We start from the raw sequence: 12,664 nt of genomic DNA on the forward strand, positions 1-12,664 counted from the left end.
ACCGATAGGGGGTAAGGCAAACTGCGAAAGTCAGGCGCATAGTGGAATGTAATGGTGTTTAGGAGCCGAAGACATGAAGTGGGATATTCCGTTTCATGACCGGGTGGAGGCAGGCCAGACGCTTGCCGCGGCGTTGGCGGCATGGCGCGAGCAGGCGGATGCGCTGGTGCTGGCCTTGCCACGGGGTGGCGTGCCGGTCGCCTATGAAATTGCCAGCGCACTGGCGCTGCGGCTGGACTTGATGCTGGTGCGCAAACTAGGTGTGCCCGGTCACAAGGAGCTGGCGATGGGCGCCATCGCGAGCGGCGGCGTGCGGGTGATTAACGATGATGTGGTCCGTCACCTGCACATCCCCCCAGCGGCCATCGAAGCGGTCGTGCAAGAGGAAAGCCTGGAACTGCAGCGCCGTGACCTGGCCTATCGTGGCGATCGTCCCGCGCCAGCCTTGGCCGGGCAACGGGTGATACTGGTCGATGACGGACTGGCGACCGGCGCCACCATGCGTGCGGCGATTGCGGCGGTACGCCAGCAGGCGCCGGCGCGCATCGTAGTCGCCGTACCGGTCGGCCCCATGGAGACGCTGGCGATGCTGCGGCCCTTGGTCGATCAACTGATCTGTCCGCTCACCCCCGAGCCCTTCTTCGCCATTGGCCAGTGGTACCTCGATTTCGCCCAGACCACGGATCAGGAGGTGAAGACCTTGCTGAGCCAGGCTTGGCGGAGGGAACAGCGTGACGCTGCGCAATAGCCCTGCGCGTGCTGTCGGGCGGAATGCCGGGTGACAGGCCGTGGGGCGCGGACTCGCTGTCTTTTCAGGGTTTTCATAAGTGGGAGCCTATCGACGTGAAACAAGAACAGTGGCTGCAACACCGGAGTCTGAGCTTGCCCCTGGCGGATGCCGAGTTGGACGCCGACCTGGCCCTGCCTGCCGGCGCCAGCGGAATCGTGCTGTTCGCCCATGGCAGCGGGAGCAGCAGGTTCAGCCCGCGCAATCGAATGGTGGCGGATTACCTCAATCACCTCGGCCTTGCCACGCTGCTCCTCGATCTGTTGACCGAAGACGAGCATCGCATCGATATGCTCAGCCGTGAGTTTCGGTTCGATATCGCGCTGTTGACGCGGCGGCTGCTAGCCGCGATCGACCACCTGCGCCACGACGACGAGTTACGCCAGCTGCCGATAGGACTGTTCGGCGCCAGTACCGGCGCCGCGGCGGCCCTGAAGGCGGCGGCGGAGCGGGCGAGCGATGTCGCGGCGGTGGTTTCACGCGGTGGCCGTACCGATCTGGCTGGGCCGGCACTGCAACAGGTCAAGGCACCCACCCTGCTGATCGTTGGCGAGTGGGATGACACGGTGCTGGCGCTGAACCGCGAGTCCGCCCGGCAACTGCAAGGCCCGCAGCGCTTGGAGGTAGTGCCGGGCGCGACCCATCTGTTCGAAGAACCGGGCAAGCTCGAGGTGGTCGCCGAACTGGCCGGCAGTTGGTTGCTGAATCACTTGAAACCTCAGCCCGAATGAGGGGCTAGCCGCAGCACATCGATACGAAACTCTGCCTCGTAGGGGGGACATTGCATTCGATGATATCGCTAGGCGCCACCCGCAGGCGCACCCCGGTGATGTCGGCCTGTATCGGCAGTTTGCACACGCAGCGATCCACTAAAACCGCGGTGCGGATCTCGTTGGCGCCCAGTTGCGCCAGGTAGCTGCTCGCGCGTAACAGGGAATGGCCCTCATACAGGACGTCGTCGACCAGCAGCAGGCGGGTTCGGGGCAGATCCAGTGCCGCCAATAGCGGGTTTTCGGTCAGCGCGGTTTCGGCATGCAACAGCGTCAGATCATCGGCGTAGCGCTTCAGTTTGAGCGGGTAGAGCGGCAACTTGGGCAACCCGAACTGTTGCACCAGGCGCTGTTGCAGCATGCGCGCCAGCGGCTCGCCGCGCCTTACGATGCCGATCAGTACCGTTTGCCGCGAGGGGAGAGTAGGACGACTGTCTGCCTGGCCATCGCCTCCATGACGCTATCGAGTTGCTCTGGCGCATAGAGACAGAAACGCTGTCCGCCGGGTTTCGGCTCCATAGTGGTTCCCCGGGGGGGATAGCAGCAGGTCCTGCAAGCGAGATCTGGCTGCCCGCCGCCTTCAGCTGCGCCCGTCTGGTGTGCAGCGCGGTCAGCTCGCACTCGGCATGGTGGGTGAGCTGGGCCGCGGTCTGCAGGCTTTCGCTCATTTTCGCTGCAATCATCTTGCGCATGCCCTTGAGTGGCAGCGTGGTGGTGCCGTCTGCGGCAGCGGGCGTCTGCATCTGTGTCATGGGCTACTCCACCAGGCCGATGGTCGCGCCCTTGGCGACCACGGCATCCTCTTCTTCGAGGATCTTCAGCGCACCGGCTGCCGGTGCTTCGATCTCGAACTGGGCCTTCTCGGACATGATTTCAGCCACCAGGTCGCCTTGGGCGACCTCGGTGCCATCACTCACCAGCCAAGAGGTGATGACCGCCTCGGCGTCGCCTTCCCACAGGTCATCTGCAATCACGATTGGGGTAGTCATGGGGGTCATTCCTTATTCATGTTCTGGTAAGCGGCAACGATCTTCTCGGCGTTCGGCAGTGCCCACTGCTCCATGACCGGTGTGAAGGGAATCGGGATATCCGGGAAGGCCACGCGCTGCGGACGCGCCTTGAGCATGCCGATGTCGTGCTCGACCACGCTGGCGATGATCTCGCCGCTGACGCCGAAGCTGTGGTAGTCCTCGTCGACCACGATCAGCCGGCCGGTCTTGCGCACCGAGGCGATCACATGCTCGCGGTCCAGCGGCACCAGGCTGCGCAGGTCGACCACTTCGGCGCTGACGCCCTGTTTCTCCAATAGCTGGGCCGCCCGCAAGGCGTGGTGCACACCGGCGCCGAGACTGACGATGCTGACGTCCTTGCCCTCGCGCACGGTCTTGGCCTTGCCGATCTCAACGATGTAGGGCTCCTCCGGCACGGCCACCGTGGCACCCTTCTCGGTGCCCAGCCAGCCCATGCCCTGCAGGGCCTTGTGGAACAGGTAGACCACTGGGTTGTCGTCGCGGATCGCTGCGGTCATCAGGCCCTTGGCGTCGTAGGCGTTGCTCGGCACCACCACCTTCATGCCCGGCAGGTGGGCGAAGGTGCCATACAGGCACTGCGAGTGCTGGCCGGCATCGGAGTAGCCGGCGCCGGTGGAGGCCATCAGCACCATGGGCACCGGGGTCTTGCCGCCGGAGAAGTAGGTGTTCTTCGCCATCAGGTTGTAGATGGCGTCCATGCACACGCCGAAGAAGTCGACGAACATCAGTTCGACGATCGGCCGCATGCCGTCCGAGGCGGCGCCCACCGCCGCGCCGATGAAGGCAGTTTCCGAGATCGGCGTATCGCGGATGCGCGTGCTGCCGAACTCCTCGTGCAGGCCGCGGGTGTTGCCGAACACCCCGCCGAGCTGGCCGATGTCCTCGCCCATCACGAAGACCCGGGGGTCGAGGCGCATTTCCTGGGCGACCGCCTCGGCCATGGCCCGGGCGACGGTCAGTTTGCGTTCTTTGACTGCGGTAGTCATGGCAGTGACTCCTAACGGATGAGTTCAGACAAAGACGTATTCGAGGGCTTCCTCGGGCGCCGGGTACTCGCTGTCGCGGGCGAACTGGATCGCCTCGTCGACCCGTCCCCGGGCGCGCGCGGCGATCTCCTCGGCCTGGGCCTCGGTCAACACGCCGGACTCCAGCAAGTGCTGGCGATAACGAGGGATCGGGTCCTTTTTCAGCAAGGCCTCCTTCTCGCCTTGTGGACGGTAGGTTTCGCCGTCGCCCATGAAGTGGCCGGCCAGACGGTGGGTCTCGATCTCGATCAGGGTGGGACCTTGGCCGGCCCGGGCGCGGCCGATGGCCTCGCCGGCGGCGGCGAACACGCCATCGACGTCGTTGTCAGCGACATAGACGCCGGGCATGCCGTAGGAGGCGGCACGCACATAGTGGTGCTCGATCGGTGTGGCGTTGCACTTGGCCACCGAGATGCCCCATGCGTTGTCCTCGATGACGAAGACCACCGGCAGTTTCCACAACGCCGCCAGGTTCAGGGTTTCATGGAAGGCGCCCTGGTTGGCCGCGCCCTCGCCGAGGAAGGCCACCGCCACGCCGGGCTTTCCTTGCAGCTGCCGCGACAGCGCCGCGCCCACCGCCGGCCCCATGCCTTCGGCGATGATGCCGGAGCAGGAGAAGTTCACCCGCCCATCGAACAGGTGCATATGGCCGCCACGGCCACCGCTGAGGCCGGTCTTCTTGCCGAAGATCTCGGCCATCATCGCGTTGAGATCCACGCCCTTGGCCACCGCGATATGGTGTGGGCGGTGGGTCGCGGTGACTATGTCCTCGGCGCTCAGGTGCGCGCAGACGCCGACGGCGCAGGGCTCCTGGCCGTTGGACAGGTGCATCTCGCCGGGGATCGGGCCCTTGGCCATGTTGAAGACCGGAGTCTTGCCTTCCATATAGATGCGCTCGATGGACTCTTCCATATGGCGGCTGACGAGCATCTGCTCGAACATCCAGAGTCGCTGCGCGTTGCTCGGTGCGGTCATGTGATCGGCTCCATGTGAGGGATCAGAGGGCGCGCTGACTGATCAGCTTGCTGATGTGGTCGGCCTGGCGCAGGGCCAGGGCGACAATGGTCAGGGTCGGGTTCTGCCCGCCGCTGGTGGTGAACTGGCTACCGTCGGAGACAAACAGGTTGGGGGTGTCGTGGCTCTGCCCCCACTTGTTCACCACGCCGTCGGCGGCCTTGGCGCTCATGCGGTTGGTGCCCATGTTATGGCTCGCGGGATAGGACGGCACGCGGATGACTTCGGTGGCGCCGACCGCCTCGTAGCATTTGCGCGTCTGCTCGACGCCGTGGTCGCGCATGGCGTTGTCGAAGGCATGGTCGTCCTTGTGCACCACCGGTATCGGCAGGCCGTACTGGTCCTTCTCGCTGGCATGCAGGGTGATGCGGTTGCTCTCCAGCGGCAGGTCCTCGCCGCACAGCCAGACCCCGGACATGTGATCGTAACGCTCCATCTTAGAGGTGAAGGCGCGTCCCCAGCCCTGCGGGGTAGGGTCGAGGAAAGCCGACATGAACGGCAGACCGAGGGAGAGGATCTCCAGGCGGTAACCACCGACGAAGCCGCGCGAGGTGTCGTTGTAGGATTCGTCAGAGATCACTCCGGCGCAGGTGGTGCCGCGGTACATATGCACAGGCTTGGGCATGGTCGCGTAGATGCCGGCGGTGGTATGGCACATGTAGTTGCGCCCGACCTGGCCGGAGGAGTTGGCCAAGCCGTCCTTGAACAGCGACGATTCGGAGTTGAGCAGCAGCCGCGGCGACTCGATGGAATTGCCCGCCACGCAGACCACCCGTGCCTTCTGCCGCTGCTGCCGGCCCTCGGCATCGGCGTATACCACTGCGTTGACTCGGCCGCTGGCGTCATGCTCGATGCGCAGCGCCATGGACTGTGGGCGTACCTCGCAGTAGCCGGTGGCTTCCGCCCGCGGGATGTCGGTGTAGAGGGTCGACCACTTGGCGCCGATACGGCAGCCCTGCATGCAGAAGCCGATCTGTATGCAGCCCGGGCGGCCGTCGTAGGCCTGGGTGTTGATCGCCATCGGCCCGGAGAGGATTTCCTTGTAGCCGATACGCTGCGCGCCGGTGGCCAGCACCTTGAAGGAGTTGTGCCACTGGTGGTACGGCATGCCGGTGCTCGGCCCGGTCACGCCCATGTGCTTCTCCGCCTTCACGTAGTAAGGCTCCAGCTCTTCATAGCTGAGCGGCCAGTCGAGCAGGTTGGCGCCCTTGATGTCGCCGTTGAGCGTGCGCATGCGGAACTCGAAGTCGCGGAAGCGTAAGGAGACGCCGGCCCAGTGTACGGTGCTACCGCCCACCGCCTTGACGACCCAGGCCGGCAGGTTGGGATGGTTCTTGGCAATGTCCCAACTGCCGGTGGCGATGCGCTTGTCCAACCAGGAGATCTTGTTGAACATCGCCCATTCGTCGTTCTCGATGTCGGTCATTTCCAAGCGCTTGCCAGCTTCCAAAACCACGCTGCGGATGCCCTGCTTGGCCAGGGCATGGGCTAGGGTCCCGCCTCCGGCGCCCGAGCCGATGATGACGACCACATCGCTGTCGTCTTGTGTGAATTTCGTTGCCATGGGGTTATCCCCTCATTGTTTTAATCAGGTGTGCCGCGAACAGACCAGCGCCTTGTCAGAGCCAGTCCAGGTCGTTGTAGCCGCGCATCAGGTAGCCGCCTTTCTCCACCGAGGAGCCCTCGTAGCCGAACAGCTGAAACAGCGCCTTGTTGTCGTATATGCCGAACATCAGGGCGCTGCGCACATCATGGAAGAACTGGCCGGTTTCGATCTCGCGTAGCAGCGCGACTCGATCGTCCTCTGTCGTGATGGCGTCGTAGGGCTTGCCATAGCGCTGTTGCGCGCGGGCCTGCAAGTCGTTCAGGCCGCTGTCGATCAGCTTGGGTTGCTTGCCCAGCAGTTCGGCCAGGGGTTTGGCGTAGTACAGGTCGCTCAGGCGGTCGTGCGGGTAGATATCCCGCCCCATGCGCAGCAGGCCCTGCGGCAGACTCGGCAGTGCCTCATCGGCGAGCAGGGTGACGGGGATCAGTTGAGAGGTGGCGGCACTGGCCCCGAGCAAAAGCAGGGACTGGCCGGAGAGGAAGATAAAACGCCTACGGCTTAATCCGGCGTTAAGGCTAGGAGAGTCATGCATGGCAGTACTCCAGGCTAATGCCGGCACATCTGCATGGTGGGGGCAGGTGTGGCCGGCGCTCATTGTTATGCTTTCGAGGAGTCCGTTTCGACTCCTGGACAGCCATGAGGCAGCTTGCATGCCAAACCCAACGATATATCCTATATCACTGTTTTATATTGATTTTTTATCCGGTTGACGCCCTCTTCGGGCAGACTGGATAGCGCATTTGCAAAGTCGTATTCATTACAGATGTAAAGCCACTGTCACCTAATTTACAATCGCCGATTACAGGCCTGGTTGGCTCGGATAAAGGCTGGTGCTGGTCTCAGACACAAGCTTAGTAGAAGCGGACTCATACGCCATCCGGGCCGCAGACTCGGCATTGGGCGGATTGATCTAGCATCAAGAAGCCCAGTCGCCCTCAGAAAGGCTTGGCGGTCTCAGGGAAACGTTCTCTAGTCTGGATCTTGGACACTCCTAGGCGGAAATTCCTCACTTTAAGTCAGTGTCCACTGAACCCGGGACAGATCAGGCAGCAGATGTTGAGGCGGTAGAAGCTGAAACGTCTCACGCTTTCCCTAAACATTCGCATGAGCAATTTGGCATTGGGCTCATCTACCGATGGGCTCAGAAGTCGCATAGTGGCCGAGGAATGAATAGTAGGAGGATGTGCAGAATTTTGTGTAACCGGGGTTTTAGGTTACCGCTGAGGCAGTCTGTCCTCGAACGCAATCGTAAAGCGGTTCAGGGCAGCCTTCCAGTCGCGGATCGGCATCGCCCATTTCTAGCTGATGTTGCGTAAAGCCAAGTAGAACAGTTTCAGCAAAGCAGCATCGCTTGGGAACGAGCCCCGGTTCTTGGTGATTTTGCGCAGGCTCATGTTCACCTACTCGATGGCATTGAGTGGTGTAAATCACTTTCCGGATCTCCGACGGGTAGTCGAAGAACGGGATAATCCGGAGCCAGGTACGCCGTCAGGACTGGCCGATGGGCAGATACTCGGCATCCAACTTGTCCTCGAACTCACCGAGCATCAGTTCAGCCTCCTCGGCGGTCGCTGACTGGTAAATCCGCTTCAGGTCAGCCGCCACCTCGGGCCGTCGTTTCCACGAGCATAGTTCAGGCTGTGCCGGACCATATGCACGATGCAGAGCAGCACTGCCGTCTGCGGATACCACCAACGGCACAACCAGTGGTAGGCGCTCCCAATGCTTGACCTCAACCGCATGGGCGAACGAAAAAAGTGCTGAGACCAATGCGGCGATTAGTCCGATTAAGGCGCGGATCATGGCTCACCTCCAGGTAGAGACAGCTTCTGTGGTGTGCCCTCGTAGCAGTCCAGCGCCAAGCCCCATTTATTGTGCTCCGGGTCGACATCAAAACGCACAATACGTAAGGGGCCTGATTACAACGGTGTCAAGCAAGAAAACGCATTCATGCTTTAGATCACTCAGCGGAACGGTGAGCGGTGCCGTTCGGCTTAGGCTTACCTCACTCCCCATCTTGCGAGAGCGGACCTCAAAGTGCTGACCGGCGCTTTGGTTCGGTGTCTGCTTATAGAAAACGGCCTTTGGGGGGGTAAACATGGCGCTGTGGCAGTGCAACGACGACCGTCATGCTCGTGCGCGCAGGGGAAAATCAGCGTTACTCAGACTGCGGTTCTCCAGATGATCCTTGCGGAGAAGGTGCAGGGCTCCTGGACCGGAATCGATATCCAAGCATCGCCGCGATGGCGCTACGGGAGTAAACTGCCTTCAGATCAAAGATGCCTGCGGCCCCACCTTTGATAGATGAGGGCTGCCAATAAAAACAAGATCGTAACGGCGGATACCGACGTCAGTTTGCATGCGCTGGCAGCGCGTCGTTAGTCCGAGGAGGCAGCATGCTCATTGTCCCGCCCAGCAGTTTGCATATCGATACTGTTCTTTCCCATGCCACCGATAATGTGCTGAGCCCGCCGGGTCTGCATTTCGATCCGCTAATTTCCCGCTCCTGGAAGCGTTGTATTCGGGACTATGGCCTGGACCCGGCCAAGCCAGCGCTACCGCGTTTCGTCCCGCGGCAGGTACTGCTCGATCATCAGGATCAGGCCGATGATCTGATCAATGTCGCCCGAGCCGGCGTTGAACAGCTCTATCGGCATATTGCCGAGTTGGGCTACGTCGTACTGCTCACCGATAACCGCGGTATCACCGTGCAGTTTCTCGGCGATCCGGATGACAAGACATCCCATCGCAAGACCGGTCTCTATCTGGGGGCAGACTGGAGCGAGGATCAGGCAGGCACCTGTGCCGTGGGCACCTGCATCAAGGAGCAACAGGCGCTTACCTGCCATCATCACGACCACTTCAGCGCGCACCACATCAGCCTGACCTGCACCGCTGTGCCGATCTTCAATCCACAGGGCCAGTTGCTCGCTGTGCTGGACATTTCCGCGTTACGCTCGCCACCCTCGAAAGACTCTCAAACCTTCGCTCTGCAATTGGTCAAGCAATATGCACGCATGATCGAAGATGCCTACTTCCTCAGGTGCTACCGCGACGACCACATCCTTTGCCTGGATAGCTCTCGAGAGTTCGTCCTGATAAACCGCCATTACCTGCTGGCGATGACCGAGGATGGCAACCTGCTGGCGGCCAATACCGCAGGCAGGCAGCTGCTCGCTCAATACGCGTTGGAGCTGCCCACGCGACCCACGTCGAAGGCGAAGATCAATGTGCAGCAGTTGTTCGATTGCGAGCTGGAGGATGTCCTCAGTATCCCTTATACCTGCCCTGATCATGTGCGTGCGTTCCGTACCCATCGGCAGAGTGCGCTGTACTTTGCGGCCCTGATGGAGCCTCGCCGGTCGCCACCGCAGCCCATGGCCAACTCGGCTGAGCTGCCGCGTTGTGCTCTCGATGAACTGGCCGACGACGACCCGCTGATGCGCAAGATGCTGGCCCGTGCGAAGCGTCTGTGCAGCGAGCCGCTGAATGTCCTGCTGACTGGCGAGACCGGCACTGGCAAAGAGCGCCTGGCCCGTGCCCTGCACGACAGCAGCAGGCGTTGTAAAGCGGCGTTTGTGGCGATCAACTGCGCGGCGATGCCGGAGTCGCTGATCGAGAGCGAATTGTTCGGTTATCAGCCGGGCGCCTTCACCGGGGGCCGCAGTAAAGGTATGCGCGGTCTGATACAGCAAGCCGATGGCGGCACCCTTTTCCTCGACGAAATCGGTGATATGCCGCTGCACCTGCAGACCCGGCTGTTGCGCGTGCTGGCGGAGCAGGAGGTAATGCCGCTGGGGGCGGAGAAACCGATCAAAGTCGATATACGGGTTGTCGCCGCCAGTCACCGCGACATCCGCCAGATGATTGAAGCCGGACAGTTTCGCGAGGATCTCTACTATCGCCTCAATGGCGCCACCCTGAAATTACCTGCACTGCGCGAGCGAGCTGACAAGGGCTACTTGATCGAGAGGGTATTCCAGGATCTGGGACAGCAGCGCCAGCGATTGCCGCGACTGCGTGGCGATGCTATGAGTGCGCTGTTGGGCTATGCCTGGCCGGGCAATATTCGCGAGCTGCGCAATGCGTTGCAGTACGCGCTGGCGACCTGTGAAGGGGATGAGATTACCGTCGATGATCTGCCCGAGGAGTGCCTGCCCAGTGTCGGTGGGCGTCAGCCAGCAGCAACGCCTGCGCTCAGGACGGACACGGACGACCCTGCTGCACAACTGGAAGAAACCCTGCGCAGGCATCGCTGGAACATCAGCGCCGCCGCGCGAGAACTGTCGCTTTCACGGCCGACGATCTATCGCTGGATGCAGCTGTATAACATCGTCCCACCCAACTCCCAGGGTTGAAACGATTCGCGCCACTCGCGCCAGGCATTCAGGGCGTGGACTGAATGCCTGGCTCAAGCAGTTGTCAGAGTGACTCAGTGCGCTCGATTTTTCGGCATAGCGTATCGAGGAAATCCGCAGCTGGCGCACCATTGACCGCACGGTGGTCGAAGGTTAGCGACAAGCCCAGATAATCGCGTTCGACGATCTCGCCCCGGGCATCGCGATGCAAACGGGTTTGAATGCCGCCCACCCCCAGAATCGCCACTTGTGGCGTGTTGAGGATAGGTGTGAAGAATCGCACCCTCGACAGCCCCAGGTTGGAGACCGTGATCGTTGCACCGGTGATTTCCTTGACCGAAAGCTTGCCCGCCAGGGCTTTTTCCACCAGCGCCTTGCGGGCTTGATACAGCCCCTGCGCATCCAGTTGTTCGGCGTTGAATAGTGCTGGCGCTACCAGTAAATCGTCCGGCAACGGTATAGCCAGGCCCAGGTGGATGGCACTGTGTCGGGTAATCTGCTGGTCTTGCAGCGTGGCATTGAGGGCTGGATGCTCGCGCAAGGTCTGGACGATCTCGTAGAGCAGCAAGTCTTGCAGTGACACTGGGCTACCCGCCGCCTTGAGCAGCGTTCGCCGTGCCTGCAGTGCGCTCAGCTCGCACTCGGCATGGTGAGTAAGCTGTGCCGTGCCTTGCAGACTTTCGTGCATCTTGCTGGCGATCATCTTGCGCATGCCCTTGAGCGGCAGCGTGGTGCTGCAGCCTGCATCGGGCAGGTTCTGTGGTTGGCTCATCAGGTTACTCCACTTGACCGATCGTCACGCCCTTGGTGATGACCGCGTCTTCCTCCTCAAGAATTTTCAGTACACCGCTGGCCGGTGCCTCGATCTCGAACTGGGCTTTCTCGGACATTATTTCGGCAACCAGGTCGCCTTGGGCAACCTCGGCACCATCGCTGACCAACCACGAGGTGATCACGGCTTCGGCGTCGCCTTCCCATAGGTCGTTTGCAATAACGATTGGAGTAGTCATCAGGTTTATTCCTTATTCATGTTTTGGTAGGCAGCAACGATCTTTTGCGCATTGGGCAGTGCCCATTGCTCCATGACCGGGGTAAAGGGAATCGGAATGTCTGGAAATGCAACGCGAGCCGGCCGTGCCTTGAGCATGCCGATGTCGTGTTCCACCACACTGGCGATGATCTCGCCGCTGACGCCGAAGCTGTGGTAGTCCTCATCGACCACGATCAAGCGCCCGGTCTTGTGCACTGAAGCGATCACATGTTCGCGGTCCAGGGGCACCAGGCTGCGCAGGTCGATCACTTCTGCGCTGACACCGTCCTTGGCGAGTTCCTGGGCTGCGCGCAGGGCGTGGTGGACGCCCGCTCCAAGGCTGACAATGGACACATCGCTGCCTTCACGCACAGTGTTGGCCTTGCCGATTTCGACTGTGTAAGGCTCCTCCGGTACGGCTACCGTGGCGCCTTTCTCGGTGCCCAACCAGCCCATACCCTGCAAGGATTTGTGAAACAGGAAGATCACTGGGTTGTCGTCGCGGATCGCGGCCGTCATCAAGCCTTTTGCGTCATAGGCGTTGCTCGGCACTACCACTTTCATGCCCGGCAAGTGCGCGAAGGTGCCGTACAGGCATTGCGAATGCTGGGCAGCGTCCGAGTAGCCGGCGCCTGTGGAAGCCATCAGCACCATTGGTACTGGAATTTTTCCGCCGGAAAAATAGGTGTTCTTCGCCATCAGGTTGTAGATGGCATCCATGCACACGCCGAAAAAGTCGACGAACATCAGTTCGACGATGGGGCGCATGCCATCGGATGCGGCGCCCACTGCGGCACCGATAAAGGCGGTTTCCGAGATCGGCGTATCGCGGATCCGCTCACCGCCGAATTCTTCGTGCAGGCCGCGGGTATTACCGAATACGCCACCAAGCTGGCCGATATCCTCGCCCATCACAAATACTCGGGGGTCCAGGCGCATTTCTTGAGCTATCGCTTCGGCCATTGCACGGGCGACGGTCAGTTTCCTTTCTTTGATTACTGTGGACATGAAATCACTCCTGCGTAATTAGGGCTCAGCTGAAG

General features: G+C 61.3%; 13 protein-coding genes and 2 pseudogenes. 3 read left to right on the plus strand and 12 right to left on the minus strand.

Features of this window, described 5'->3' with window-relative positions; all coding sequences use genetic code 11:
* The first annotated feature begins 73 nt into the window (after nt 1–73).
* Complete coding sequence (locus NVV94_RS13010) at nt 74–748, plus strand: phosphoribosyltransferase (protein WP_258447515.1); 675 nt, start codon at nt 74–76, stop codon at nt 746–748.
* A 95-nt stretch (nt 749–843) separates the two neighbouring features.
* Nucleotides 844–1,518, plus strand: a complete 675-nt coding sequence (locus tag NVV94_RS13015; RefSeq protein ID WP_258447516.1) for a dienelactone hydrolase family protein — start codon at nt 844–846, stop codon at nt 1,516–1,518.
* 4 nt (nt 1,519–1,522) lie between these two features.
* Here the strand turns inward: NVV94_RS13015 and NVV94_RS13020 are convergent, their stop codons facing one another.
* The 9 genes and pseudogenes from NVV94_RS13020 to NVV94_RS13060 all read right to left on the minus strand — a co-directional run.
* Nucleotides 1,523–1,918 (minus strand): phosphoribosyltransferase family protein, encoded by a 396-nt coding sequence (locus NVV94_RS13020; protein ID WP_258447517.1) that lies wholly within the window; start codon nt 1,916–1,918, stop codon nt 1,523–1,525.
* Nucleotides 1,836–2,309: a 2-oxo acid dehydrogenase subunit E2 gene (locus NVV94_RS13025; RefSeq protein WP_309304290.1), complete on the minus strand. Its 474-nt coding sequence runs from the start codon at nt 2,307–2,309 to the stop codon at nt 1,836–1,838. Before NVV94_RS13025 ends, NVV94_RS13020 begins: the two co-directional genes overlap by 83 nt.
* A 3-nt stretch (nt 2,310–2,312) precedes the next feature.
* Nucleotides 2,313–2,546, minus strand: coding sequence for a lipoyl domain-containing protein (locus NVV94_RS13030; RefSeq protein WP_258447518.1), 234 nt, complete (start codon nt 2,544–2,546; stop codon nt 2,313–2,315).
* 5 nt (nt 2,547–2,551) lie between these two features.
* Complete coding sequence (locus NVV94_RS13035) at nt 2,552–3,574, minus strand: alpha-ketoacid dehydrogenase subunit beta (protein ID WP_258447519.1); 1,023 nt, start codon at nt 3,572–3,574, stop codon at nt 2,552–2,554.
* Between the two features lie 24 nt (nt 3,575–3,598).
* Complete coding sequence (locus tag NVV94_RS13040; protein ID WP_258447520.1) at nt 3,599–4,588, minus strand: thiamine pyrophosphate-dependent dehydrogenase E1 component subunit alpha; 990 nt, start codon at nt 4,586–4,588, stop codon at nt 3,599–3,601.
* A 22-nt stretch (nt 4,589–4,610) separates the two neighbouring features.
* Complete coding sequence (locus NVV94_RS13045; protein WP_258447521.1) at nt 4,611–6,191, minus strand: GMC family oxidoreductase; 1,581 nt, start codon at nt 6,189–6,191, stop codon at nt 4,611–4,613.
* 55 nt (nt 6,192–6,246) lie between these two features.
* The gene (locus tag NVV94_RS13050; protein WP_258447522.1) at nt 6,247–6,765 is read right to left on the minus strand and encodes a gluconate 2-dehydrogenase subunit 3 family protein; all 519 of its coding nucleotides are present in this window, start codon (nt 6,763–6,765) and stop codon (nt 6,247–6,249) included.
* A gap of 682 nt (nt 6,766–7,447) precedes the next feature.
* Nucleotides 7,448–7,921, minus strand: a pseudogene (locus tag NVV94_RS13055) (transposase); the annotation flags it as partial.
* Nucleotides 7,922–8,032: 111 nt separating this feature from the next.
* Nucleotides 8,033–8,146: pseudogene (locus tag NVV94_RS13060) on the minus strand (DUF2895 family protein); the annotation flags it as partial.
* Between the two features lie 483 nt (nt 8,147–8,629).
* Here NVV94_RS13060 and NVV94_RS13065 point away from each other — a divergent pair.
* The gene (locus tag NVV94_RS13065) at nt 8,630–10,591 is read left to right on the plus strand and encodes a sigma-54-dependent Fis family transcriptional regulator (RefSeq protein WP_258447523.1); all 1,962 of its coding nucleotides are present in this window, start codon (nt 8,630–8,632) and stop codon (nt 10,589–10,591) included.
* A 64-nt stretch (nt 10,592–10,655) separates the two neighbouring features.
* Here the strand turns inward: NVV94_RS13065 and NVV94_RS13070 are convergent, their stop codons facing one another.
* The 3 genes from NVV94_RS13070 to NVV94_RS13080 are packed head-to-tail and all read right to left on the minus strand — an operon-like array spanning nt 10,656 to nt 12,629.
* Nucleotides 10,656–11,363: a 2-oxo acid dehydrogenase subunit E2 gene (locus NVV94_RS13070; RefSeq protein WP_258447524.1), complete on the minus strand. Its 708-nt coding sequence runs from the start codon at nt 11,361–11,363 to the stop codon at nt 10,656–10,658.
* Between the two features lie 4 nt (nt 11,364–11,367).
* Nucleotides 11,368–11,601 carry a lipoyl domain-containing protein gene (locus NVV94_RS13075; protein ID WP_258447525.1) on the minus strand — a complete coding sequence of 78 codons (234 nt, stop codon included), beginning with the start codon at nt 11,599–11,601 and terminating at the stop codon, nt 11,368–11,370.
* A gap of 5 nt (nt 11,602–11,606) precedes the next feature.
* Nucleotides 11,607–12,629 (minus strand): alpha-ketoacid dehydrogenase subunit beta, encoded by a 1,023-nt coding sequence (locus NVV94_RS13080; protein WP_258447526.1) that lies wholly within the window; start codon nt 12,627–12,629, stop codon nt 11,607–11,609.
* Nucleotides 12,630–12,664 lie beyond the last annotated feature (35 nt).

The organism is Pseudomonas sp. LS1212 (assembly GCF_024741815.1).
In the GTDB taxonomy this organism is placed as follows: domain Bacteria; phylum Pseudomonadota; class Gammaproteobacteria; order Pseudomonadales; family Pseudomonadaceae; genus Aquipseudomonas.